Here is a 22665-nt window from a genome sequence, read left to right on the forward strand (position 1 = left end):
GACCGCGAGACCGGCGGGCTCCCCCAGAGACGGCACGATCTCGTCGACGATGCGCGCGCCCAGCAACGCCGCGTAGTCCATGGCCTGATCGCCCGATGCGCGAAGCAGAGCAAACCGTGCCAGCGCCGCCTCGTCGGTGAACCCGTAGATCCACCGGACCCCGCCCAACCGTGCCGACCAGAGCCGTTCGCCCTCGGTCGGCACCAGAAGGACCGAACGCCGCATCTCGCCCACCAGCGCCCGCGGATCACCAACTCCGCCTCTCCGGTCGGCAATCAGCTCGGCGAGCGCTGTTCCGGACTGCTCCAAGACCCCACCCCCACGCTCGTCTCAGGGGCACACAGTAGGACAAGCCATTTGTGTGAGCAAAGCAGTTCGGCGTCACCGCGGCGACGCCGGCCACGGGCCCTGTTGCCCGCCGTCAGCCGCTCACCCGCGCCCGCCGTGTGACCGCGGCGCGCAGGACCCGGCGCCCCTCGGCCGAGACGTCCAGCACCTGGCGCAGCCCAGCGCCGACGGGGGCGGCGCCCCCGGTCTCCGCGAGCATCTCCAGGATCAGGACCTGCCGGGCGGTCTCCCCGGACAGCAGCGGACCCGCCCCTGAGGGATCGCCGGCCCGGCAGCGCCCGACCAGTTCCACGGCGTCGGCGCCCACCGCGTCGTGCTCGCGGTGGATGTCGAGGGCCAGCAGTGAGCAGGCGTCCGCCCAGCTCCGCAGCGCCTCGCCCGACCGGTCCGCCGGAGCCTCGCCGAGCAGGGCCCTGACGCGCTGGACACTCTCCGGAGGGCCGGGCAGGGCGTTCAGCGCCGCCCGCGCCTCGGCCAGCCGCGCCGGCCAGTCGCGCGGGTCGGCGCAGCCCGCCCAGAGCGGGCGCAGCGGGTCCGGTTCGGCTCCCTGGGCGGGCTGTGGCAGGCAGCGGTCGAGGCAGGCGGCCCCGCTCGCGGCAAGCCCCCGAGGGTCAGCGGCGGCGATCAGTTCGAGCAGGCTCATCGGCGTCTCCCGTCGGCCTCTCCGTACGCACGCGTACGGGGACACAGCGCATCGTCTTATCGCCTTCAGCGCCGAGTGGCCGAAAATCGTCACTCATGCCGTCCGAATATCGCCGCCCCGCCTCGGTCGGCCTCCGGCTCTCAGTGCGCCCGGCCTCAGCCGGCCCGCTCCCCCGGGAGCTGTGAGTCGGCGCCCGCGGGTCCCAGCGCCGCCCGCTCGCCCTGCATCGCGGTCAGCCGGCGGACGAACAGGACCGCGAGCACGGCGGCGACCACCTCCAGCGCGTCGGCGGCCATGACCTGGTCCAAGGCGTTCAGGATCTCGTCCGCCTCCTCCGCGTCCTGGTAGACCCGGCCGGCGTACCGGGAGTAGATCTCCGCGCAGAGCAGCGTCGCCCACCAGGCGTGCAGCAGCTTGCGCGGGGCCGGCGGCCGGTTGCTCCCGCCCGGGGAGCTCGCGGTCCAGATGCCGCTCGCGACACGGTGGGGCAGCCAGAGAGCGCCGATGGGGACGAACCAGCCGCCGATCGCCCAGCCGGGCCGCTGCGCGTGGGCGTACGGGTCGAACACCTCGGCGTTGAGCCGCACCCGGCGGAACCAGACGAGGAAGACGACGACGGTGGCCAGGAACGTCAGCAGCTGCAACGCCCCGGCGGTCTCGTACAGCACGTCGGCGCGGTCCGCGGCCGCTTCGTCGTACGTCAGGAAGTCGTCGGCCATCCCCTCGCTCAGGAGCCGCCGCGCGTGGAAACCGGTGCCGATGGCCAGCAGGTCCGCCACGGCCACCGAGCCGAGCAGCACACACACCGCCCGGCCGAGCCCGACCGGTGACCGCAGCGACCGGGTGGTCGGCCGTCCCGTCGGCGCCGGCATCAGACCGCCCGCCCGTGACCGGCGGAAGGCGGCGCACACCGTGCACCGCCCGTCGGCGGTGGAGGCGGGTCTCTTGCCGCAGAGTGAGCAGAGCATGAAAGTGGAACCCCCCGGATCCGGACGTCTGCGCATGGAGCGCGCGTCCCTCCCCGGACCGCGCGGCAACCGGAACGTAGCCCCGGCGCGCCGCGTTGTCCACGGAGTTCGGGCGGCCGGCGGCTCAGCCCTGGTCGATCTCCTTCGCCAGCGCCTTGAAGCCGTCCCAGCCGAGCTTCGGCGCGCCCGGGTCCCACAGCTTCTGGGACGTCGCCCGCAACGGCATCCGGATGCCCTCGGCCACCTGCGCGGCGGTCTGGGCGTTCGGCAGATCGCCCCAGACGGCGAACCGGCCGCCGAGGATCTGGTCCGAGTACTTCGCCGGGACGGGGCTCGTGCCGCGCAGCACGAGCGGGGTCCACTGTTCGTAGATGCGCTTGCCGGTGGGGTAGACGAAGGTGTTGGGCTCGCCGAGCACGTAATAGAGGAACTCGTCGTTGAGGTTCAGCAGCTTGTACCCCTCGCGCAGATACTGCTCCGGCGGACGGGCGCCGTACTCCTTGCCGGTCCAGTACTCGATCTCGATGTCCTTGTCGGCCCGGACGGTGCTGTCGCGGAAGAGCCCGTCGTTCCACGCCTTGGGCTTCATGCCGTGCGGGCGGACCACTGCCGCGCGGTCGTTGAGCCAGCCGGTGGCGAGGTCCTGGATGCCGGCCGACGCCCCGTACTTCTTCACGGCCGCGCGCTGGAGCTGCGGGTACGAGGCGGCGGGGTCGCGCACCGTGAGTGCCTGGTACTCGTCGGCGCCCAGATGCCAGTAGGCGCCGCCGAACAGTGCGGTGTACTCGTCGAGGAGTTCGTCGACGAGTTTCGCCGCACCCGGCTTCGAGATGTCGAGCGATCCCTTCGAGGGCACACCCGAGACATTGCGCAGCTGGAGGTCGGGGTGGGCGAGCAGGACGGCCCCGAGGTGGCCCGGGGAGTCGATCTCGGGGACGACCTCGATGTGCAGCCGGCGGGCGAGGGCGACGATGCGCCGCACCTCCGCCTTGGTCAGATGGTCGGGCGACACCACTTCGGGGTGGGTGTCGGACTCGATACGGAACGCCTGGTCGTCCGAGAAGTGCAGACCGAGCTGGTTGAGCTTGAGGTCGGCCATCTCGCGCAGCCGGTCCTCGATCCAGCCGGCGCTGTAGTGCTTGCGCGCGATGTCGAGGTTGAGTCCGCGCTGCGGGCGGTCGGGGCGGTCGCGCACCTCCCCCTCGGGCATGGCACCGTCGGCCCGCACGGACTGCTTGAGGGTGCGGGTCCCGTAGAAGACCCCCGCCTCACCGGGTCCGCTGATCGTGACGCGCCCGTCGTGGGTCTTCAGGGTGTACGACTCGCTCCCGCCGCCGCCCCCCGGGTTCAGGGCCAGCTCCACATCGCCCGCACGGGCCGAAGCCTCGCCCCGGTAGCCGATCCTCAGCTCACCGGCGAGCAGCCGCCCCTCGTCGGCGAGCGCCTTGTCGCCCCGGCCGATCACCACCGCGCTGTCCTTCCCCGGCTGCCAGCCGGGGCCGCGGGCGGGGGTGTGTTCCCGTACGGCGGGGATGGTGCGGGGTGTCTTCGAGAGCGGGTAGCTCCGGGTCGGGGAGGGCGTGGGGGACGCGGACGGTGACGTCGGCGCGTGGGACGTCTCGGAGCCGTTCCGGTGTTCGATGCCGGGGCTGTCGCAGCCGGCCACGGTGACGGTCGCCGCGGCCACCGCCGTGACAGCCATGAGGGCGCCGCGTGAGGGCGACATCAGTCAGAAACCTCCGGATTCAGTGCAAAAAAGAGCAGAAACGAGACTTTCCGGCAGCTGTCGGGCGATACCAGGGACAGCCGGGCATTCTCCTCGCCGACCCACCCCCCGCACCTCACGAAACCCTCCCGTCCGGGTGAAATTCGCGCATACGTCGGACAGCCGTTGCCCGGCACCCTTAGCTTTGAGACACATTCACCTCTTCCTTCACCCTGCATCCACCTGGTCTCTCCGGTCCCTCCCCACTCCAGGTTCACAGATCCGTTGATTCGAGGAGCCCACGCTGTCCAGGTCCAGCGAGTCCCACGCCGGCCTTCCCGAGCAGCCGCCCCCGTCCGCCCGGCCGAACGCCGTACCCGTACAGAGCGGCGGCCCCGTGCCCGGCCGCACCCCTTTCGGCCCAGGCGGCCTGCACCTCTTCAACACCGCCCCCGCCGCCGAGGCCGAGGCCGCCCTGCTGGAGTGCTGCGCCAGCCGCCGCTGGGCCGAGCGGCTGGCGGGCCACCGCCCGTACCCCGACCTGGACGCGCTGCTCGCCGCCGCCGACGAGGCGGGCTACGACCTCTCCCCCGCCGAGCGCGCCGAGGCACTCGCCGTCGAGGCGTCCCCGGGGCTGCACCCGGACGCGCCGCACTCCGCCCATCTCGCGCTGGCCGCCGCGCACGCCGCGTACGAATGCAAATTCGGTCATGTCTTCGTGATCTGCCTGGACGGCTTCCGGCCCGCCGAGCACCCCGACCAGGTGCTGGCCGGTATCCGCGCCCGGCTGGCGCACGAACCCGATCAGGAGCGGGTGGTGACGGCCGACGAAATGCGGCGACTCGCCCGGGGCCGCATCATCGAGCTGGTATCGAGTCAGTAACGGCCGGCAGGCGCCCCTGACGTGCGGATCCCCCGGCCACAGGCCGGTCGAGAGGCCCGTCGGAGCGCCGCTATAGCCCGTACGTGCCTGTTTGATTGCCACTTTGATCACACCAGAGGCCCCGGGGCGAACGAACCGACAAACCGTCGCTACGATGGCCGGGGCCGGTGGACCGTACCCGGCCGGGTCAGACCGACAGTCAAGCCGGCCGACCCCAATCCCCGCTCCCGGAGGGTTCTTCCGTGCCGGCTGGAACGCTGTACCGCGGCCGGGAAGGCATGTGGTCCTGGGTGGCTCATCGAGTCACTGGTGTCCTCATTTTCTTCTTCCTGTTCGTACATGTCCTGGACACCGCTCTCGTCCGCGTCTCCCCCGAGGCATACGACGATGTCGTGTCCACGTACAAGACGCCGATCGTCGCGCTCCTCGAATACGGCCTGGTGGCCGCGATTCTCTTCCACGCGCTGAACGGTCTGCGCATCGTCGCCGTGGACTTCTGGGCCAAGGGCCCGCGCGTTCAGAAGCAGATGCTCTGGGCCGTGCTGGGTATCTGGATCGTGCTGATGGTCGGGGCCCTGTACCCCGTCCTCGGCCACGCCGTACGCGAAGTATTCGGGAGCTGAGGCCAATGTCCACCGAGACTCCCGCGATCGGCGCCGTCGAGGGTGCCGCCCTCTACGACGTCGACAACCCGGCGCCCGTGATCGAGCCGCCGCGCAAGCGGACCGGCAAGACCCCCAAGGGCTCGCGCACCAACTTCGAGATGTACGCCTGGCTCTTCATGCGCCTGTCGGGCATCGTGCTGGTCGTCCTGGTCCTGGGCCACCTGCTGATCCAGCTCGTGCTGGACGGCGGCGTCTCCAAGATCGGCTTCGCCTTCGTGGCGGGCCGCTGGGCCTCGCCGTTCTGGCAGGTCTGGGACCTGGCGATGCTGTGGCTCGCCATGCTGCACGGCGCCAACGGTCTCCGTACGGTCATCAACGACTACGCCGAACGGGACAACACCCGCTTCTGGCTGAAGATGCTGCTGTACACCGCCACGGTGTTCACCGTCCTGCTGGGCACGCTGGTGATCTTCACCTTCGACCCGAACATCCGCTAGGCGCCGGGCCCGAAGACCAGAGGTAGACCATGCAGATCCACAAGTACGACACCGTCATCGTCGGCGCAGGCGGCGCCGGCATGCGCGCGGCCATCGAGTCGACCAAGCGCAGCCGCACCGCCGTGCTGACCAAGCTCTACCCCACCCGCTCCCACACGGGCGCGGCGCAGGGCGGCATGGCCGCCGCGCTCGCCAACGTGGAGGAGGACAACTGGGAGTGGCACACCTTCGACACGATCAAGGGCGGCGACTACCTGGTCGACCAGGACGCCGCCGAAATCCTGGCGAAGGAGGCCATCGACTCCGTTCTCGACCTGGAGAAGATGGGCCTGCCGTTCAACCGCACGCCCGAGGGCAAGATCGACCAGCGCCGTTTCGGCGGCCACAGCCGTAACCACGGCGAGGCCCCGGTCCGCCGGTCCTGCTACGCCTCGGACCGCACCGGCCACATGATCCTCCAGACGCTGTACCAGAACTGCGTGAAGGAGGGTGTGGAGTTCTTCAACGAGTTCTACGTCCTGGACCTCCTGCTCCAGGAGGTCGACGGGGTCAAGAAGTCGGCCGGCGTCGTCGCGTACGAGCTGGCGACCGGCGAGATCCACGTCTTCCAGGCGAAGTCGATCATCTTCGCCTCCGGCGGCACCGGCAAGTTCTTCAAGGTGACGTCGAACGCGCACACCCTGACCGGTGACGGCCAGGCCGCCGCGTACCGTCGCGGCCTGCCGCTGGAGGACATGGAGTTCTTCCAGTTCCACCCGACGGGCATCTGGCGCATGGGCATCCTGCTGACGGAGGGCGCCCGCGGTGAGGGCGGCATCCTCCGCAACAAGGACGGCGAGCGCTTCATGGAGAAGTACGCGCCCGTCATGAAGGACCTCGCGTCCCGTGACGTCGTGTCCCGCTCCATCTACACCGAGATCCGTGAGGGCCGGGGCTGCGGTCCCGAGGGCGACCACGTCTACCTGGACCTGACGCACCTCCCGCCGGAGCAGCTGGACGCCAAGCTCCCGGACATCACGGAGTTCGCGCGTACGTACCTCGGGATCGAGCCCTACACGGACCCGATCCCGATCCAGCCGACCGCGCACTACGCCATGGGCGGCATCCCGACCAACGTCGAGGGCGAGGTGCTGGCCGACAACACCACCGTCGTCCCGGGCCTGTACGCCGCCGGCGAGGTCGCGTGTGTCTCCGTGCACGGCGCCAACCGCCTGGGCACCAACTCGCTGCTCGACATCAACGTCTTCGGACGCCGGTCGGGCATCGCCGCCGCCGAGTACTCCGCGAAGAACGACTTCGTCGAGCTTCCCGAGAACCCGGCCCAGCTGGTCGTCGACCAGGTCGAGCGGCTGCGCAACTCCACGGGCACCGAGCGCGTCTCGGCGATCCGCCTGGAGCTGCAGGAGTGCATGGACGCCAACGTGATGGTGTTCCGCACCGAGCAGACGATCAAGACCGCGGTCGACAAGATCGCCGAGCTGCGCAAGCGCTACCTCGACGTGTCCATCCAGGACAAGGGCAAGCGGTTCAACACGGACCTGCTGGAGGCCATCGAGCTGGGCAACCTGCTCGACCTCGCCGAGGTCATGGCGACTTCGGCGCTGGCGCGCAAGGAGTCCCGCGGCGGTCACTACCGCGAGGACTACCCGAACCGCGACGACGTCAACTTCATGCGCCACACCATGGCGTACCGCGAGGTCGCCGACGACGGCACCGAGTCGATCCGGCTGGACTACAAGCCGGTCGTCCAGACCCGCTACCAGCCGATGGAGCGTAAGTACTGATGGCTACCCCCACCCTGGACAAGGCCGACAAGGCTCCCGAGCCCGAGGCCGGTTTCGCCGACTCGCCGTACATCATGGCGACCTTCCGGATCCGCCGGTTCAACCCGGAGGTCTCCGACGAGGCCCAGTGGCAGGACTTCCGGATCGAGATCGACCCGAAGGAGCGTGTTCTCGACGCCCTTCACAAGATCAAGTGGGAGACCGACGGCACGCTGACGTTCCGCCGCTCGTGCGCGCACGGCATCTGCGGTTCCGACGCGATGCGGATCAACGGCAAGAACAGGCTCGCCTGCAAGACGCTGATCAAGGACCTGAACCCGGAGAAGCCGATCACGGTCGAGGCCATCAAGGGCCTCACGGTCCTCAAGGACCTCGTGGTCGACATGGACCCGTTCTTCCAGGCCTACCGCGACGTCATGCCCTTCCTCATCACCAAGGGGAACGAGCCGACCCGCGAGCGCCTTCAGTCCGCCGAGGACCGCGAGCGCTTCGACGACACCACCAAGTGCATCCTGTGCGCCGCGTGCACGTCCTCGTGCCCGGTGTTCTGGAACGACGGCCAGTACTTCGGCCCGGCGGCGATCGTCAACGCGCACCGCTTCATCTTCGACTCGCGCGACGAGGGCGGCGAGCAGCGCCTGGAGATCCTCAACGACCGTGACGGTGTGTGGCGTTGCCGCACCACCTTCAACTGCACGGACGCCTGCCCGCGTGGCATCGAGGTCACCAAGGCGATCCAGGAGGTCAAGCGCGCGCTGATCACGCGTCGCTTCTGACCCCGGGAACACCCCGCGTACGGCAGGAGGCCCCGTCCTCCCGCCCGAGCACGACGGAGGCCCCGTCCCCCGCAGCATCGCTGCGGAGGACGGGGCCTCCTGCCGTACACGGAAAGGCTCGGCCCCGGTCCGTGACGCGGGGCGGATCAGTCCCGGTCCGCTCCCCCGCCCCGGTGCTCGGCGACGACCATGACGCGTCGCAGCATGTCGTTGAGCAGCGCGCGTTCCTCCTTGGGCAGGACACCGAGCAGCCGCTCCTCCTCGTGCCCGAGGAACACCATCGCGCCGGTCCAGGTCGAGCGGCCCTCGTCGGTCAGCTCCACGTCGACGCGGCGCCGGTCGGTGGTGGAGGGCGTGCGGCGGACGAAGCCGCGACGCTCCAGGGCGTCCAGCCGGCCGGTGACGGAGGCGGGCGCGAGATCGAGGTCGGCGGCCAGTTCGGAGGGGGTGGCCCTGCCGCCCCGGCCGGCGAGCTTGTGCAGGGTGTCGAACTCCTGGCGGTCCAGATCGAAGTCGATCAGGGACTGCTCGCGCACCCGGCGCAGATGGACGGAGAGCTTGTTCATCCGGGTCACCGCGCCTTCGACCTCGGGGTCGAGGTCGGGAAGCACCGGCTTCCACCGCTCCACATGGCCGTCGGTCCAGTCGCGTTGCTGCATGCGTCACACCCTACGCCGGGCCCTCCCACGCTTCGGAAGCTTATATTTCGTTGACGAATAGTTCGTTGACGAATAGTTCGGCGCCGAAATACATTCACCCTCATGCCTCATCCCCTAAGGACCCGGTCCTTCCGCCTGCTCTTCGTCGGGCGCAGCCTCTCCTTGCTCGGCGACGCCGCGATCCCCGCCGCGCTCGGCATCGCCGTCTACATGGCCACCGGATCGACCGGCGCCCTCGCCCTGGTACTCGCCTGCGCGATGGTGCCGAAGCTGCTCCTGCTCCCCCTCGGCGGTGTGGCCGGTGACCGCTTCAACGCCCGTACGGTCGCGCTGACCACCGATCTCGTACGGTGCGTCACCCAGCTCTTCGTCGGCGCCGAACTGCTCTCCGGGACACCCGCGCTGTGGCAGATCGCCGCGGCCGAGGCGATCGGCGGCGCCGCCGGAGCCTTCTCGATGCCGACCGTCTCACCGCTGATCCGAGGCACCGTGGACGAGTCCGGACTGCTGCGCGCCAACGCCCTGATGGCGGTCGCCGGCAGCGCGACCCGGCTCGGCGGGCCCGCCGTCGCCGGGGCCCTGGTGTTCACCGCGGGCCCCGGCTGGGCCTTCGTCCTGGACGGCGCGACCTTCGCGGTGAGCGCCGCACTGCTGGCCGCGATCGACGTCCGGCACGTCCCCGTCCCGAGGAACACGGTGATCGCCGACCTCAAGGAGGGCTGGGGCGAGGTCCGGGGCCGCGACTGGTACTGGACGAGCCTGATCGCCCACTCCGTCTGGAACGGCGCGGCGGCCGTCCTGATGACGGCGGGCCCGGCGCTCTTCCTCAACGGCCCGGGCGGCAAGGGGGCCTGGGTCGTGTTCCTCCAGACCGGGGCCGTCGGTCTGCTGCTCGGTTCCCTGGCGGCCACAAGGGCCCGGCCGCGCCGCCCGGTCCTGATCGCCAATCTGGGCGGCGCCCTCTACGCCCTTCCGCTCTGTCTGCTGGCCACGCACGCCCCCGTCGCCGTGGCCGTCGTCGCGTACGGGATCGCCCTGGCCGGACTGGGCTTCCTCAACCCGGTCTGGGAGACCGCCGTCCAGTCCGCCGTCCCCACCCACGCGCTCGCCCGGGTCACCTCGTACGACTGGCTGCTCTCGCTCGGCGCGATGCCGCTGGGTTACGCCCTGGCCCCGCTCGCCGCATCCGCGTGGGGACCCGAAGTCCCGCTGGCCGCATCCGGGTTGCTGGTCGGCGCGGCCTGCCTGGCCACTGCGGCCGTGCCGGGGGTGCGGCGCTTCGGGGCCCCTGCCAAGAGCGTGCGGACGGCCTCCGAGGCCGTGACCTGAACCCGCTCGACGGCGCGGGCGGAGGGCCCCGGCCCGTCACCGGTCCGTCCGGATACCCTCGGGACCGTGGTGAAGGAAGAGAAGGACGTGAAGGAAGTCAAGGCTCCCAAGAGCGAGCAGACCCGCACACTCATCCTCGAAACCGCGCTCCGGCTCTTCGCCGAACGCGGCTACGACAAGACGACGATGCGGGCCATCGCCCAGGAGGCCGGCGTCTCCGTGGGGAACGCCTACTACTACTTCTCGTCCAAGGAACATCTCGTCCAGGGCTTCTACGACCGGATCGCCGCCGAGCACGAACTCGCGGTCCAGCCGGTCCTGAACGGCGACAAGGACCTCGCGGCACGCATTCGCGGGGTCCTGCTCTGCTGGCTGGACGTGGCGGAGCCGTACCACCGCTTCGCGGCCCAGTTCTTCAAGAACGCGGCGGACCCCGAGAGCCCGCTCAGCCCGTTCTCGCCGGACTCGGTCTCCGCGCGCGAGGCCGCGATCTCCATCCATGAGCGCTGCCTGGCAGGTTCCGGCACCAGGACGGATCCCGCGCTGGCAGCCCTGCTGCCCCAGTTGATGTGGCTGAACCAGATGGGCCTGGTGCTGTACTGGGTCCACGACCGGACGGACGACGCCGAACGCAGCCGCCGCCTCGTCGAGCGCACCGCCCCGATCGTCGCGCGGGCCATCGCCCTGTCCCGGTTCCGGGTGCTGCGGCCGCTCGTACGCCAGATCCACGGGGTGCTGGAGGAGTTCCTGCCGGGTGCGGCGGGCCGGACAGCGGCCGGGTAGAAGCCCGGTAGCGGCGAAGGCAGGCGTGTCCGTGGTGGAAACGGCCGAGCGGCCGCCCCGGGACCGGATTCCGGGACGGCCGCTCGACGCGGTGCTGTGACGCCGGATCAGATCCAGCCCAGTTCCCACAGCCGCCAGATGCCGCTGCCGTCGGAGAGGTACTGCGATCCGGCGACGTCGGTCTTGGCGACGACGTAGTCCTTCTTCTGCCACAGCGGTACGAGCGGCACGTCCTCGCCGACCAGCTTCTGGAGCTGCTTGAAGTCGGCGGAGGTGCGGCTGCGGTCGCTGTACTGCAGCGTGGAGCTGATCAGCTGGTCCATCTTCTTGCTGGTGTAGCCGTTGTGAAGGCTGCTGTCACGGCCGACGAGCGGCTGGCTGAAGGTGTCGGGGTCCGGGTAGTCCGGGAGCCAGCCGACGGTGTACATGTCGTACTTGCCGGCCGCGTAACCCTTCTGGAAGGTCTGCCACTCCACGGCCTTCACGGTCACCTTGAACAGGCCGTCCGCCTCCAGCTGGCGGCGGATCTCCTCCGTCTCCTTCGTGTACGCGTCGTCGTCGCGGTAGGCGAAGGTGACGGGCAGCGGGAGCTGCACACCGGCCTCCAGCATCAGCTGACGGGCACGCTTGGCGTCGGGCGCCGGGTACAGGTCGAAGAACGGGGTGCTGTGCCCGATGTAGCCCTGCGGGATCAGCGAGTAGAGCGGTTCGACGGTGCTCTTGTAGACGTCGCTCACCAGCGGCGCGCGGTCGATGATCGCGGCGATGGCCTGGCGGACCTTCTTGTCGGCGAGCGGGGAGCCCGCGCGGACGTTGAAGACCAGGTTGCGGATCTCGGCGCTGTCGGCTTCCGTCACACGCTGGTTGACGTCACCGGTGTCCAGCTCGGCGAGCGTGGACGGCGGCAGCTGACGGTGCGTGACATCGACCTGACCCGACTTCCAGGCCGCCAGGAGATCGTCCGACTGCTTGTAGTAGCGCACGCTGACCGGGCCGCCGACGCTCGACAGCGCGCCCTTGTACCTCGTGTTCGGCACGAGCTCCGCGGAGACGCCCGGCTCGTACGACTTCAGTACGTACGGCCCCGAGCCCATGACCGTGTTGCCGGCCTTCAGCTTGTGCTCCGAGTAGGAGTCCTTCTCGACGATCGAACCCGCACCGGTGGCGAGCTTCTGCGGGAAGGTCGCGTCACGCGCCGAGAGGTTGAAGGTGATGGTCCGGCCCTCGGTCACCACGTTCTTCAGACTGGGGAAGAGGACCGAGGGACCGACGTCCGTCGCGATCTCCATCATCCGGTCGAAGGAGTACTTGACGTCCTCGGCGGTCACCGCCTTGCCGTCGGAGAAGGTCAGGTCGTCCCGGAGCTTGCACTGGTACGTCTGGAGCTTCCCGCCGATGAACTGGCAGCTCTCCGCGGCGTCGGGCTCGGGGACGATCGCCCCGGACTTGAACGTCATCAGGGACTGGTAGACGTTGCTGTACATCGCCCACGAACCCGCGTCGTACGCGCCCGCCGGGTCGAGCGAGGTCACCTCGTCGGTCGTGCCGACCGTGACCGGATCGCTCTTCCCCTCATTCGTGGGAAGCAGCTGCCAGGCGCCGACGCCTGCGATGACCAATACCGCGAGAATCGCGAGAATCCGTATCCGGATCGACCGCATTGCCGTGCTCTCCCTTACCAGCCCCACCTCGGTGTCGCGCTCAGATACGCAGATCACCGCACGTTCGGGCTCAGCCAAGCACACGACTTTCACATCTGGAAGAGGAAATCAGAGGCTCATAGCCTTTTGTTCGTTAGTTGAAACCTTGGGCCCTAACACCGAATACAGAGGGTTCATGCCCGGTCACCCGATCGGTGATCTCGGCGGCGTTCGGCAGGGATTGTGCGCCGTGGGGTGATTAGGCCCGGCGTGACGCGAGCTCGACGACGGTGATGTCGGAGGGCGCGCCGACCCGCACGGGCGGGCCCCAGGCGCCGGCGCCTCGGGTGACGTACAGCTGGGTGTCGCCGTACCGTTCGAGCCCGGCGACCGTGGGATTGGACAGCTCCGCGATGTAGTTGCCGGGCCAGAGCTGGCCGCCGTGGGTGTGCCCGGAGAGCTGGAGGTCCACACCGTGCTCGACGGCCTCGTCGATGACGACGGGCTGATGGGCCATCAGAACGGCGGCGCGCTCCGGGTCCCGGTCACCGAGAGCCAGGCCGAAGTCGGGGCCCTGCCCTTCGCTCTCGCCCGCGATGTCATTGACCCCGGCGAGATCGAAGCCGTCGATCTCGACCCGGGCGTTCTCCAGCGGGTGCAGGCCCAGTTTTCTTACGTGATCGACCCATTCGGCGGCCCCCGAGTAGTACTCGTGGTTGCCGGTGACGAAGAACGCCCCGTGCCGGGAGCGGAGCCGGGCGAGCGGTTCGGCGGCCGGGCCGAGATCGGCGACCGATCCGTCGACCAGGTCCCCGACGACCGCGATCAGATCGGGCTGGGTCCGGTTGACCGTGTCGACGATCCGCTGGGTGTGCGACCGGCCCAGGACCGGCCCCAGATGGATGTCGCTGACGACGGCGATCCGGAAGCCGTGGGCGGAGCGGGGCAGCCGGGCCAGCGGGACGGTGACGCGCTTGACGCGGGGGCCGCGCAGCACCCCGTGGGCGCCGTAGCCGGTGACACCGAGACCGGCGACGGCGGCGGCACCGCCGACGGCCCGCGCGACGAAGAGACGGCGCGAAGGGGCGGCGGCAGGGGGAATGTCCGCAGCAGGGGGGTCCGCGACGGGGGTGCCCGCGGCAGGGGTTTCGGCGACGGGGGTTTCGGCGGCGGGGGTTTCCGCGACGGGGGTGGGGGCCGGCGGGACCCCGGTGGTGACGGTGGCCCCGTGTGCGGCGGTGGCCGGTTCGGCGGGCGCCGCATGGGCCGCCGGTCCGGCCGCGGGTCCGGTGGGCACCGTCTCCGCTGCCGGTGCTTCCGGCACGCGCCCGGCCCTGCGGGCGAGCAGCCGGTTCAGCAGCGGGCGTACGAGTTCCCCGGCCAGCAGGGCGAGCGTCAGATAGAGCAGGGCGGCCAGCCAGAGATAGCCGGGCCAGGCCAGCACCTGCTGGAGCCAGAAGGGTGCCCCCGTACGCCCGGAGACCAGGGCACCGACGCTCAGCAGCGGCAGCACGTACACCGCGACCGTGCCGGCCCGGCGCAGGGGGCTGCCGGCCCGCGTCGTGTCACCGACGAAGCGACGCCACACATAGCGGTGGACGAGGGCCAGCAGCGCGAGCACCGCCACCAGCAGCAGCGCGAATCCCATGACCGCCACCGGCGCTCCCCTGACCTTTTCGTCCCACTCGTCCCTGCTTGCCCCGGCTCCGGATCCGGCCGGAAGTCGACGTACTACGCGCCTTGCCGGCGCCAGGCCCTGACGCCCCGGAACCCGATCACCCCCACCGCCGTCCCCAGGAGAAAGGACGTGATGGCAAGCAGGAGATGCACCCAGAAGTAGGCGGTCGGGTCACCCGCGTCGTCGAAGGCGAGACCACTGCCGTCCTTCCACAAGTTCTTGACGAAAGTGATCCAGATGAACCAGCTCCACACCCCGAATGCGAGCAGGAACCAGGAGACGGGGCGGCTGAGCTTCATGGAATCAGTATCTCCGCCACGCTCCGGCCGCCTCGCCCGGGGTGGGCTGTCCCGGCGGTACGCGCGGCGGGTCATACCTCCGGTATCCATATTCAGATCAACTGCATGTACGTTTTCGACCGTGCCAGCTCTCAAGAAGGCCGCCCTGTCGGTCACCTCTGCCGCTTTGCTGTCCATTTTCCTCGTCAGTCCCGCGTCGGCGGTCAGCCAGGACACGGCGGACGACGATCCGAAGCCGCCCGCCGGCATGTCACAGGTAGGTGGCGCGCAGCTCGGCCGGAGCGGGACCCAGGTCAATCTCGGCACCGGCGCTCCGGTCCTGCCGAAGGATCTGACGGGCAGGTCCTGGATGGTCTCGGACGCGGAGACGGGCTCCATCCTCGCCTCGCACAACGCGCACTGGCGGCTGCCTCCGGCCTCCACGCTGAAGATGCTCTTCGCCGACACCGTGATGCAGTCGCCGGCCCTCCAGCCGAAGAGCCTCGCCTACACGGTGAAGGACGAGGACCTCGCCGACCTGGGTGAGGGCAGCAGCCTCGTCGGGGTGAAGGAGGACCTCAGCTACACGGTGCACGATCTGTGGCTCGGGGTCTTCCTGCGCTCGGGCAACGACGCGGTGCATGTGCTGGCCTCGATGTACGGGGGCATCCCCAAGACCGTCGCCGACATGCAGGCACACGCGGAGGAGCTCCAGGCCCTGGACACCACGGTGGTGTCGCCCGACGGATACGACTCCCCCCGGCAGGTCTCCAGCGCGTACGACCTCACGCTGTTCGCCCGCAGCGGGATGCAGAAGGCGGACTTCCGCGAGTACTGCGCGACCGCCACGGCGCAGTTCCCCGGTGAGCAGAAGAAGGGCAAGAAGCGCGAGAGCTTCGGCATCCAGAACACCAACCGGCTGCTCACGGGGGCCGACGGCGTCACCGCGTACAAGGGCATCGCGGGCGTCAAGAACGGCTACACGACGCACGCCGGGAACACGTTCACCGGTGTCGCCGAGCGCAACGGCAAGGTGCTGCTCGTCACCGTCATGAACCCGTCGTCCAACGAGACGCACGCCGTCTACAAGGAGGCCGCGAGCCTGCTCGACTGGGGCTTCGCCGCCGAGGGCAAGGTCACCCCGGTCGGCGAACTCGTTCCGCCGAAGTCCGCCGAGACGGGGACGGGCACGGCTACGGGCAAGGGTGCCCAGGCCGACAAGCCGGCCGCTGACAAGGGCGGGAGCGGCCCCGCGGCCACGAAGACCGCCGCCGCCCCCGACAGCACGAGCGGGGTGGGGGTCGCCCTGGGCATCGTCGGCGGGGTGCTGGTGCTGCTGGCCGGGGCGGTGTTCCTGGTCAACCGGCGCTGGCCGCTGCCGGACCTGGTGCGCCGTCTGCCCCGCCGCTGAGGGTGCTGCCACCGGCCTTCTGTCCCGCGTCGGACGCGGAGTCCCCCTCCGTGTCCGGCGCCGGTCCGGCCTCGGCCCTGCTCGGGGTCGCCGTCCAGGCGGCGCAGAACAGCAGCAGTTTCGCGGTGAAGTTGATCCACAGCAGGAGCGCGATCGGCACGCCGAAGGCGCCGTACATGCTCTTGGACGCGACGCCCTGCATATAGCTGCCGAGCAGCAGCTTGAGCAGTTCGAAGCCGACGGCGCCGATCAGCCCGGCGACCAGGAGCCGGCGCCGGGGCGGCTCGACACCGGGCAGCAGGGTCAGCAGATAGAGCAGCAGCAGGAAGTCGGCGATCACCGCCACCGCCAGGGCCGCGAACCGCAGCAGCACGCCGCCCGCGCCGTCCTGCGGAATGCCGGCCAGATCGGCGACCCGCCCGACGGCCACGGAGCCGACCGAGGAGATCGCCAGAGTCACCAGGGCCGCTCCGCCCAGGCCGAACAGGACCCCGGCGTCCTTGAGTTTGCGCAGCACCGGGTTGCCCTGGTCCAGGTCGTCCATGTCCCAGACGGCGCGCAGGCAGTCCCGCATCGAGCCGATCCAGCCGACGCCGGTGAAGAGCAGCAGCGCACCTGCCACCAGCCCGACCGTCCCCGCGTGGTCGACCAGATTCTCGATGCCGAGCTGGTCGGAGATGCCGGGCACCTGCTCGGCGATCTTGTCCTCGATCGTGCGCAGCTGCTTGGCGGAGAGCATCGCCGCACCGATGGCCGCACCCACCGCGATCAGGGGGAAGAGCGCCAGAAAGCTGATGAAGGTGATCGCCGCGGCGAGCCTGGCCCAGTGGACCCGTTCCAGCGTCTCGTAGCTCCGCCAGGCGTGCGTCTCCATCAGCCGGGAGGCGATCGGCCCGATGACGGGGAGTTTTTTCAGCCAGTCCATGCAGTACGACTACCCTCCCGGACCCCGAAAACAGGCGACCGGTCCCACACGGAGGAAATGACGCTCCCTCAATCACCCATTTCGGTGAGTGTTGTAACAAATCCCTCAAAGGTGTTTTCTCGGGCGATACGGTCACCCTCATGTCTGTCGACACCGTGTCCCTGACCGGCTGGGGCCGTACCGCCCCGACGACCGCGCTGCGCTTTCACCCCCGGAGTTACGAGGAGGCCGTCGCCGCGGTGCGCGGCTGCGGGCCGCGCGGCTCGATCGCGCGCGGCCTGGGCCGGGCGCACGGCGACGCGGCGCAGAACGCCGGGGGTTCCGTCCTCGACATGACGGGGCTGGACCGGATCCGCACCATCGACGCCCGGTCCGGGCTCGTGGTGTGCGACGCGGGGGTGAGCCTGCACCGGCTGCTGGAGGCGCTGCTGCCGCTCGGCTGGTTCCTGCCGGTGATGCCCGGCAGCCGGTACATCACGGTGGGCGGGGCGATCGGCTCCGACGTCCACGGTCACAACCACCGCACCGCCGGCTCCTTCTCCCGCCATGTCACGGAGTTCGAGCTCCTCACGGCGGACGGCGGGATCCGTACGGTCCGCCCCGGCACCCCGCTCTTCGACGCGACCTCGGGCGGCCTGGGCCTGACCGGGGTGATCCTCTCGGCCACCCTGCGGTTCCGTCCCGTCACGACGGCCCTGATGGCGGTCGACACCGAGCGGGCCCTCGATCTCGACGACCTGATGACGCGACTCGCCACCGGCAGCCGCCGCCACCGCTACGCCTCGGCCTGGGTGGACCTGACCGCGCGCGGCCGGTCGACGGGGCGTGGCGTCCTGACCCGGGGAGAGCACGCTCCCCCGCACATGCTCCCCGCGCACGCCCGGCGCACACCGCTGCTCTTCCGCCCCGCCAAGCTGCCCTCGCCGCACACCCTCGTGGCGGGCCTCGGACCGGGGTCCGGCCTCGTGCCCGGTGGGCTGTTCGGCCGGATGTCCGCCGCCGCGTTCAACGAGCTCCGCTACCGCCGCGCACCCCGTTCCCGCTCCGGTGAACTCCAGCGGATCTCCACGTTCTTCCACCCCCTGGACGCCGCGCCGCATGTGCCCCGGCTCCACGGCCGGGGCGGATTCGTGCACTACGAGTTCACCGTCGGGGACAGGCAGGCGGAGACACTGCGCCGGATCGTCGGGCAGGTCTCGCAGCGGCGCTGCCCGTCGTACCTCGCCGTGCTCAAGCGGTTCGGCCCGAGCGACCCCGGCTGGCTGTCCTTCCCGGAACCCGGCTGGGGTCTCGCCCTCGACCTGCCCGCGGCCCTGCCCGGACTGGCCCGCTTCCTCGACCGGATGGACGAGGAGGTGGCGGCGGCGGGCGGCCGGGTCTGTCTGACGGCCGACTCCCGGCTGCGCCCCGAAGCGCTGGCCGCGATGTACCCGCGGCTGGGCGAATTCCGGGATCTGCGAGCCGAGCTGGACCCGCGCGGGGCGTTCCGTTCGGATCTTTCGCGCCGGCTCGCCCTCTGACGGCGCGGCGGCAGCCACCCCGCCGCGCCCCCCACCTCCGCCTTCAGTAAGGAGCGTTCTCGTGAAGGATGCCTTCGGTGCCCCGCAGTCCCTGCTCGTCCTCGGCGGCACATCGGACATCGGGCTCGCCACCGCACGCCGTCTGATCGCCCGCCGCACCCGCACGGTCTGGCTGGCGGGACGCCCCTCCCCCGCCCTGGAGTCGGCCGCGGCCGAGCTGCGCGGCCGGGGCGCCTACGTCCGTACCGTCGACTTCGACGCCCTGGACACCGAGTCCCACGAGACCGGCCTCGGCAAGATCTTCACCGAGGGCGACATCGACATGGTCCTTCTCGCCTTCGGTATCGCCGGCGACCAGGAGCGCGACGAGGAGGAACCGCTCGCCGCGGTCCGGGTCGCCCAGACGAACTACACGGGGGCCGTCTCCGCCGGGCTGGTGTGCGCCGGCGCGCTCCAGGCGCAGGGGCACGGCTCGCTGGTGGTGCTCTCCTCGGTGGCGGGGGAGCGCGCCCGGCGCGCGGACTTCATCTACGGGTCGAGCAAGGCGGGTCTGGACGCGTTCGCGCAGGGGCTCGGGGACGCCCTGCACGGGACGGGGGTCCATGTGATGGTCGTCCGCCCCGGCCTCGTCCGGCCGTCGACCGCACCGGCCGGATCGGGCGCGGCGGCGGCCGAGGCGCCGCTCGCGATGGTTCCGTTCACCCGGACTCCGCTGGTGACCACGCCGGACGCGGTCGCGGAGGCGATCGTGACGGGGCTGCGGCGGCGTTCGGAGACGGTGTGGGTGCCGGGGGCGCTACGGGCGGTGATGTCGGCCCTGCGGCATGTGCCCCGGCCGCTGTTCCGGCGTCTGCCGGTCTGAACGGACGGGCCCGGACCGGCACCTGTCAGAAGCCCGACCTGCCAACGGACGGGCCCGGACTGGTACCTGTCAGAAGCCCGGCCTGCCGGACGCCCGGCCTCTCGGAAGCCGGGCCCCTCAGAGGCCCGGCCCCTCAGGGATGGAGCGAGGGCTCGTCCAGGGAGCTGCCGGTCTGAGCGGGCACGGCGGGGCCGGGGCTGCCGGTGTCGGCGTCCCCGAAGGCGAACTCGTTGATCTTGCGCCAGACGCTGTCCACGCCCTGCTCGTACAGGGCGAAGGACCCGACGGTCCAGGACGCCTCGTAGTCGCCGAGCTCCGTGTACGCCCGGTCCATCGCCTCTTCGGAGATGCCGTGCGCCACGGTCACGTGCGGGTGGTACGGGAACTGGAGCTCGCGCACCAGCGGCCCGGAGGTGTCCCGGACCCGCTTCTGGAGCCAGGAACAGGCCGAGGCGCCCTCGACGACCTGGACGAAGACGACCGGCGAGAGCGGGCGGAAGGTGCCCGTACCGGAGAGCCGCATCGGGAAGGGGCGGCCACCGGCCGCGATCCCGGCGAGGTGCGCCTCGATCGCGGGCAGGTCGGCCGCCTCCGCCTCGGTCGGCGGCAGGAGGGTGACGTGGGTGGGAATGCCGTGTGCGGCAGGGTCCCCGAAGCTCGCGCGCCGCTCTTGGAGCAGGCTGCCGTAGGGCTCCGGGACCGCGATCGAAACGCCGAGCGTTACGGTCCCCACATCGTTCTCCTCAATCCTCGATGGTCTGTTTTCAGCCACTGACAGCCGACGCTTTACGCCGCCAGTGTGCCGCCTGTGGAGGTCCTGACGCCAGTGTCCTTGGACTCAGTGCTTGGCGGGCAGAAGGCCCATCCGGTCATAGGTCCGGGCCAGGGTCTCGGCGGCGACGGCCCGTGCCTTCTCCGCTCCCTTGGCCAGAATCGAGTCCAGCGTCTCGGTGTCGTCGAGATATTCCTGGGTGCGGGTACGGAACGGTGTGACGAAGTCGACCATCACCTCGGCGAGGTCGGTCTTGAGCGCACCGTAGCCCTTGCCCTCGTACTTCTGCTCCAGGTCGGCGACGGACGTGTCGGTGAGGGTCGAGTAGATCGACAGCAGATTGCTGACGCCCGGCTTCTCCACCTGGTCGAAGCGGATCACGGTGTCGGTGTCCGTGACGGCGCTCTTCACCTTCTTGGCCGTCACCTTCGGCTCGTCGAGGAGGTTGATCAGGCCCTTGGTCGTCGCGGCCGACTTGCTCATCTTCGCGGACGGGTCCTGAAGGTCGTAGATCTTCGCCGTCTCCTTGAGGATGTACGGGTCCGGCATGGTGAACGTGTCCCCGTAGGTGCCGTTGAACCGCTCGGCGAGGTTACGGGTCAGCTCCAGGTGCTGGCGCTGGTCCTCGCCCACCGGGACCTGGTCGGCCTGGTAGAGCAGGATGTCGGCGACCATCAGCAGCGGGTAGGTGAACAGGCCCACCGTCGTGCGGTCGGTGCCCTGCTTGGCCGACTTGTCCTTGAACTGCGTCATCCGGGACGCCTCGCCGAATCCGGCCAGGCAGTTCATGACCCACCCGAGCTGGGCGTGCTCGGGGACATGGCTCTGGACGAAGAGCGTGCAGCGCTCCGGGTCCACCCCGGCGGCGAGCAGCTGGGCGACGGCGAGCCTGGTGTTGGCGCGCAGCTCCGCGGGGTCCTGGGGGACGGTGATCGCGTGCAGGTCGACCACCATGTAGAAGGCGTCGTGGGAGTCCTGCAGAGCCACCCACTGGCGGACCGCGCCGAGGTAGTTACCGAGGTGGAACGAGCCTGCGGTGGGCTGGATTCCGGAGAGCACACGGGGACGTTCAGAGGCCATGTAGGCCATTGTCTCAGGTGCGCAACCGATCCCGGGCCGCCGGTGCGGGAAAGGTCCCGGGCCGCCGGACGGTGGTACGGGGACGGGCCGCGGGGGCCTCGCGGCGGCGGAGCACGCGGGCGCGCCGGGAAGTGAAGGTTTCCTCGTACGGGATCCGGCCGACGATACAAAGTGGGCATATCCACGGCCCACGCCGCACGACGAACGGAGATCCCGTGTCGACCACGGAAACCGCCATCGCCTCCGCCGAGGCACACAGCGCGCACAACTACCATCCGCTGCCCGTCGTCGTCGCCACCGCTGACGGTGCCTGGATGACCGACGTCGAGGGCCGACGGTACCTCGACATGCTCGCCGGTTACTCAGCGCTCAATTTCGGCCACGGCAACCGCCGTCTGATCGACGCGGCCAAGGCTCAGCTGGATCGGGTGACGCTCACCTCGCGGGCGTTCCACCACGACCGGTTCGCCGACTTCTGTACGGAGCTCGCCGAGCTGTGCGGTATGGAGATGGTTCTGCCCATGAACACCGGGGCGGAGGCCGTGGAGACGGCGGTGAAGACGGCCCGCAAGTGGGGCTACCGGGTCAAGGGCGTGCCGGACGGGATGGCGAAGATCATCGTCGCGGCCGACAACTTCCACGGCCGGACGACGACGATCGTCAGTTTCTCCACGGACCACGAGGCGCGCGCGGACTTCGGTCCGTACACCCCCGGGTTCGAGATCGTGCCGTACGGGGACCTGACCGCGCTGCGGGAGGCGATGACCGAGAACACCGTGGCGGTGCTGCTCGAACCGATCCAGGGCGAGGCCGGGGTGCTGGTGCCGCCGCCCGGCTATCTCCGCGGGGTCCGGGAGCTGACCCGCGAGCGGAACGTCCTCTTCATCGCGGACGAGATCCAGTCCGGCCTCGGCCGGACCGGGAAGACCTTCGCGTGCGAGCACGAGGGGGTCGTGCCCGACATGTACGTGCTCGGGAAGGCGCTGGGCGGAGGCGTGGTGCCGGTGTCGGCGGTGGTCTCGTCCTCGGCGGTGCTGGGGGTCCACCGGCCCGGGGAGCACGGTTCGACGTTCGGCGGCAACCCGCTGGCCTGCGCGGTCGCGCTGGAGGTCATCGCGATGCTGCGCACCGGCGAGTACCAGCAGCGGGCCGCCGAGCTGGGCGAGCACCTCCATCAGGAGCTGGGCCTGCTGGTGGGCGGCGGCGCGGTGGAGGCGGTGCGGGGGCGCGGGCTGTGGGCGGGTGTCGACATCGATCCGCGGCGCGGCACGGGACGGGAGATCTCCGAGAAGCTGATGCGGCGCCGGGTGCTGGTGAAGGACACCCACGGCTCGACGATCCGGCTCGCCCCGCCGCTGGTGATCAGCAAGGAGGACCTGGACTGGGGCCTGGAGCAGCTGCGCGAGGTGCTGCGGGGCTGACGGGGCCGCCCGTCTTCCGGTGCCGGGGCTGCCGTCCCGCGCGGCCGGCCCCTCGGGGTCCCGGCGCGCCGGGCCCGGGAGCCCTGCCGCCCGGATCG

General features: G+C 70.4%; 22 protein-coding genes. 11 read left to right on the plus strand and 11 right to left on the minus strand.

Annotated elements, in window-relative coordinates; genetic code table 11:
• The 4 genes from ACZ4LX_RS20705 to ACZ4LX_RS20720 form a co-directional block, all read right to left on the minus strand.
• Positions 1-309: SseB family protein (locus ACZ4LX_RS20705; protein ID WP_467646568.1), on the minus strand; the 309-nt coding region annotated here is incomplete at its 3' end.
• 112 nt (positions 310-421) lie between these two features.
• A complete protein-coding gene (locus ACZ4LX_RS20710) occupies positions 422-991 on the minus strand; it encodes a hypothetical protein (RefSeq protein WP_467646572.1) in 570 nt (189 codons plus the stop codon).
• Between the two features lie 155 nt (positions 992-1146).
• Positions 1147-1863, minus strand: a complete 717-nt coding sequence (locus tag ACZ4LX_RS20715) for a DUF4328 domain-containing protein (RefSeq protein WP_467646575.1) — start codon at positions 1861-1863, stop codon at positions 1147-1149.
• 220 nt (positions 1864-2083) lie between these two features.
• Positions 2084-3685, minus strand: a complete 1602-nt coding sequence (locus tag ACZ4LX_RS20720; RefSeq protein ID WP_467646578.1) for a beta-N-acetylhexosaminidase — start codon at positions 3683-3685, stop codon at positions 2084-2086.
• A gap of 376 nt (positions 3686-4061) precedes the next feature.
• Here ACZ4LX_RS20720 and ACZ4LX_RS20725 point away from each other — a divergent pair, with 376 nt between their 5' ends.
• The 5 genes from ACZ4LX_RS20725 to ACZ4LX_RS20745 all read left to right on the plus strand — a co-directional run bounded on the left by ACZ4LX_RS20725 (position 4062) and on the right by ACZ4LX_RS20745 (position 8209).
• Positions 4062-4547: a 2-oxo-4-hydroxy-4-carboxy-5-ureidoimidazoline decarboxylase gene (locus tag ACZ4LX_RS20725; RefSeq protein WP_467646580.1), complete on the plus strand. Its 486-nt coding sequence runs from the start codon at positions 4062-4064 to the stop codon at positions 4545-4547.
• A gap of 242 nt (positions 4548-4789) precedes the next feature.
• Entirely contained in the window at positions 4790-5170 is a 381-nt protein-coding gene (gene sdhC / locus ACZ4LX_RS20730; protein ID WP_026249405.1) for a succinate dehydrogenase, cytochrome b556 subunit, read from the plus strand.
• 5 nt (positions 5171-5175) lie between these two features.
• The gene (locus ACZ4LX_RS20735) at positions 5176-5649 is read left to right on the plus strand and encodes a succinate dehydrogenase hydrophobic membrane anchor subunit (RefSeq protein WP_467646585.1); all 474 of its coding nucleotides are present in this window, start codon (positions 5176-5178) and stop codon (positions 5647-5649) included.
• Between the two features lie 29 nt (positions 5650-5678).
• A complete protein-coding gene (gene sdhA, locus ACZ4LX_RS20740) occupies positions 5679-7433 on the plus strand; it encodes a succinate dehydrogenase flavoprotein subunit (RefSeq protein WP_467646588.1) in 1755 nt (584 codons plus the stop codon).
• Complete coding sequence (locus ACZ4LX_RS20745; protein ID WP_467646590.1) at positions 7433-8209, plus strand: succinate dehydrogenase iron-sulfur subunit; 777 nt, start codon at positions 7433-7435, stop codon at positions 8207-8209. The genes sdhA and ACZ4LX_RS20745 overlap by 1 nt, the downstream gene beginning before the upstream one ends.
• A 146-nt stretch (positions 8210-8355) precedes the next feature.
• Here ACZ4LX_RS20745 and ACZ4LX_RS20750 read toward each other — a convergent pair whose 3' ends face one another.
• The gene (locus ACZ4LX_RS20750) at positions 8356-8868 is read right to left on the minus strand and encodes a MarR family winged helix-turn-helix transcriptional regulator (RefSeq protein ID WP_467646593.1); all 513 of its coding nucleotides are present in this window, start codon (positions 8866-8868) and stop codon (positions 8356-8358) included.
• Between the two features lie 102 nt (positions 8869-8970).
• On the opposite strand from ACZ4LX_RS20750, the gene ACZ4LX_RS20755 reads away from it, so the two are divergent.
• Both ACZ4LX_RS20755 and ACZ4LX_RS20760 read left to right on the plus strand, forming a co-directional pair.
• Positions 8971-10197, plus strand: coding sequence for an MFS transporter (locus ACZ4LX_RS20755; protein ID WP_467646596.1), 1227 nt, complete (start codon positions 8971-8973; stop codon positions 10195-10197).
• 66 nt (positions 10198-10263) lie between these two features.
• The gene (locus tag ACZ4LX_RS20760) at positions 10264-10980 is read left to right on the plus strand and encodes a TetR/AcrR family transcriptional regulator (RefSeq protein WP_467646599.1); all 717 of its coding nucleotides are present in this window, start codon (positions 10264-10266) and stop codon (positions 10978-10980) included.
• A 107-nt stretch (positions 10981-11087) separates the two neighbouring features.
• Here the strand turns inward: ACZ4LX_RS20760 and ACZ4LX_RS20765 are convergent, their stop codons facing one another.
• The 3 genes from ACZ4LX_RS20765 to ACZ4LX_RS20775 all read right to left on the minus strand — a co-directional run bounded on the left by ACZ4LX_RS20765 (position 11088) and on the right by ACZ4LX_RS20775 (position 14597).
• Positions 11088-12641 carry an ABC transporter substrate-binding protein gene (locus ACZ4LX_RS20765; protein ID WP_467646929.1) on the minus strand — a complete coding sequence of 518 codons (1554 nt, stop codon included), beginning with the start codon at positions 12639-12641 and terminating at the stop codon, positions 11088-11090.
• 238 nt (positions 12642-12879) lie between these two features.
• A complete protein-coding gene (locus tag ACZ4LX_RS20770; RefSeq protein WP_467646932.1) occupies positions 12880-14268 on the minus strand; it encodes a metallophosphoesterase in 1389 nt (462 codons plus the stop codon).
• Between the two features lie 83 nt (positions 14269-14351).
• Positions 14352-14597: an SCO4848 family membrane protein gene (locus tag ACZ4LX_RS20775; RefSeq protein ID WP_467646601.1), complete on the minus strand. Its 246-nt coding sequence runs from the start codon at positions 14595-14597 to the stop codon at positions 14352-14354.
• 121 nt (positions 14598-14718) lie between these two features.
• Between ACZ4LX_RS20775 and ACZ4LX_RS20780 the strand changes: the two genes are divergently transcribed.
• Entirely contained in the window at positions 14719-15987 is a 1269-nt protein-coding gene (locus tag ACZ4LX_RS20780; protein ID WP_467646605.1) for a D-alanyl-D-alanine carboxypeptidase family protein, read from the plus strand.
• Here the strand turns inward: ACZ4LX_RS20780 and ACZ4LX_RS20785 are convergent.
• Positions 15935-16912: a YihY/virulence factor BrkB family protein gene (locus ACZ4LX_RS20785; protein WP_467646609.1), complete on the minus strand. Its 978-nt coding sequence runs from the start codon at positions 16910-16912 to the stop codon at positions 15935-15937. The genes ACZ4LX_RS20780 and ACZ4LX_RS20785 overlap by 53 nt on opposite strands.
• Before the next feature lie 140 nt (positions 16913-17052).
• On the opposite strand from ACZ4LX_RS20785, the gene ACZ4LX_RS20790 reads away from it, so the two are divergent.
• On the plus strand, positions 17053-18432 hold the full coding sequence (locus tag ACZ4LX_RS20790; protein WP_467646613.1) for an FAD-binding protein: 1380 nt from the start codon (positions 17053-17055) through the stop codon (positions 18430-18432).
• 61 nt (positions 18433-18493) lie between these two features.
• On the plus strand, positions 18494-19294 hold the full coding sequence (locus tag ACZ4LX_RS20795; RefSeq protein WP_467646616.1) for a decaprenylphospho-beta-D-erythro-pentofuranosid-2-ulose 2-reductase: 801 nt from the start codon (positions 18494-18496) through the stop codon (positions 19292-19294).
• A 133-nt stretch (positions 19295-19427) separates the two neighbouring features.
• Here the strand turns inward: ACZ4LX_RS20795 and ACZ4LX_RS20800 are convergent, their stop codons facing one another.
• Both ACZ4LX_RS20800 and trpS read right to left on the minus strand, forming a co-directional pair.
• A complete protein-coding gene (locus ACZ4LX_RS20800) occupies positions 19428-20027 on the minus strand; it encodes a 2'-5' RNA ligase family protein (protein ID WP_467646619.1) in 600 nt (199 codons plus the stop codon).
• 105 nt (positions 20028-20132) lie between these two features.
• Complete coding sequence (gene trpS, locus ACZ4LX_RS20805; protein ID WP_467646623.1) at positions 20133-21146, minus strand: tryptophan--tRNA ligase; 1014 nt, start codon at positions 21144-21146, stop codon at positions 20133-20135.
• 215 nt (positions 21147-21361) lie between these two features.
• On the opposite strand from trpS, the gene rocD reads away from it, so the two are divergent.
• Positions 21362-22567: an ornithine--oxo-acid transaminase gene (gene rocD / locus ACZ4LX_RS20810; protein WP_467646625.1), complete on the plus strand. Its 1206-nt coding sequence runs from the start codon at positions 21362-21364 to the stop codon at positions 22565-22567.
• The last annotated feature ends 98 nt before the right edge of the window (positions 22568-22665 follow it).

Source organism: Streptomyces sp. NPDC026062 (assembly GCF_055568375.1).

Bases quoted from the DNA above. Each gene is read 5' to 3' on its own strand.
- ACZ4LX_RS20790 (WP_467646613.1), top strand. From the start codon at position 17,053: ATGTCTGTCGACACCGTGTCCCTGACCGGCTGGGGCCGTACCGCCCCG.
- ACZ4LX_RS20750 (WP_467646593.1), bottom strand. From the start codon at position 8,868: ATGCAGCAACGCGACTGGACCGACGGCCATGTGGAGCGGTGGAAGCCG.
- ACZ4LX_RS20720 (WP_467646578.1), bottom strand. From the start codon at position 3,685: ATGTCGCCCTCACGCGGCGCCCTCATGGCTGTCACGGCGGTGGCCGCG.
- ACZ4LX_RS20715 (WP_467646575.1), bottom strand. From the start codon at position 1,863: ATGCCGGCGCCGACGGGACGGCCGACCACCCGGTCGCTGCGGTCACCG.
- ACZ4LX_RS20785 (WP_467646609.1), bottom strand. From the start codon at position 16,912: ATGGACTGGCTGAAAAAACTCCCCGTCATCGGGCCGATCGCCTCCCGG.
- ACZ4LX_RS20735 (WP_467646585.1), top strand. From the start codon at position 5,176: ATGTCCACCGAGACTCCCGCGATCGGCGCCGTCGAGGGTGCCGCCCTC.
- ACZ4LX_RS20770 (WP_467646932.1), bottom strand. From the start codon at position 14,268: ATGGGATTCGCGCTGCTGCTGGTGGCGGTGCTCGCGCTGCTGGCCCTC.
- trpS (WP_467646623.1), bottom strand. From the start codon at position 21,146: ATGGCCTCTGAACGTCCCCGTGTGCTCTCCGGAATCCAGCCCACCGCA.
- ACZ4LX_RS20710 (WP_467646572.1), bottom strand. From the start codon at position 991: ATGAGCCTGCTCGAACTGATCGCCGCCGCTGACCCTCGGGGGCTTGCC.
- ACZ4LX_RS20765 (WP_467646929.1), bottom strand. From the start codon at position 12,641: ATGCGGTCGATCCGGATACGGATTCTCGCGATTCTCGCGGTATTGGTC.
- ACZ4LX_RS20745 (WP_467646590.1), top strand. From the start codon at position 7,433: ATGGCTACCCCCACCCTGGACAAGGCCGACAAGGCTCCCGAGCCCGAG.
- ACZ4LX_RS20775 (WP_467646601.1), bottom strand. From the start codon at position 14,597: ATGAAGCTCAGCCGCCCCGTCTCCTGGTTCCTGCTCGCATTCGGGGTG.
- sdhA (WP_467646588.1), top strand. From the start codon at position 5,679: ATGCAGATCCACAAGTACGACACCGTCATCGTCGGCGCAGGCGGCGCC.
- ACZ4LX_RS20755 (WP_467646596.1), top strand. From the start codon at position 8,971: ATGCCTCATCCCCTAAGGACCCGGTCCTTCCGCCTGCTCTTCGTCGGG.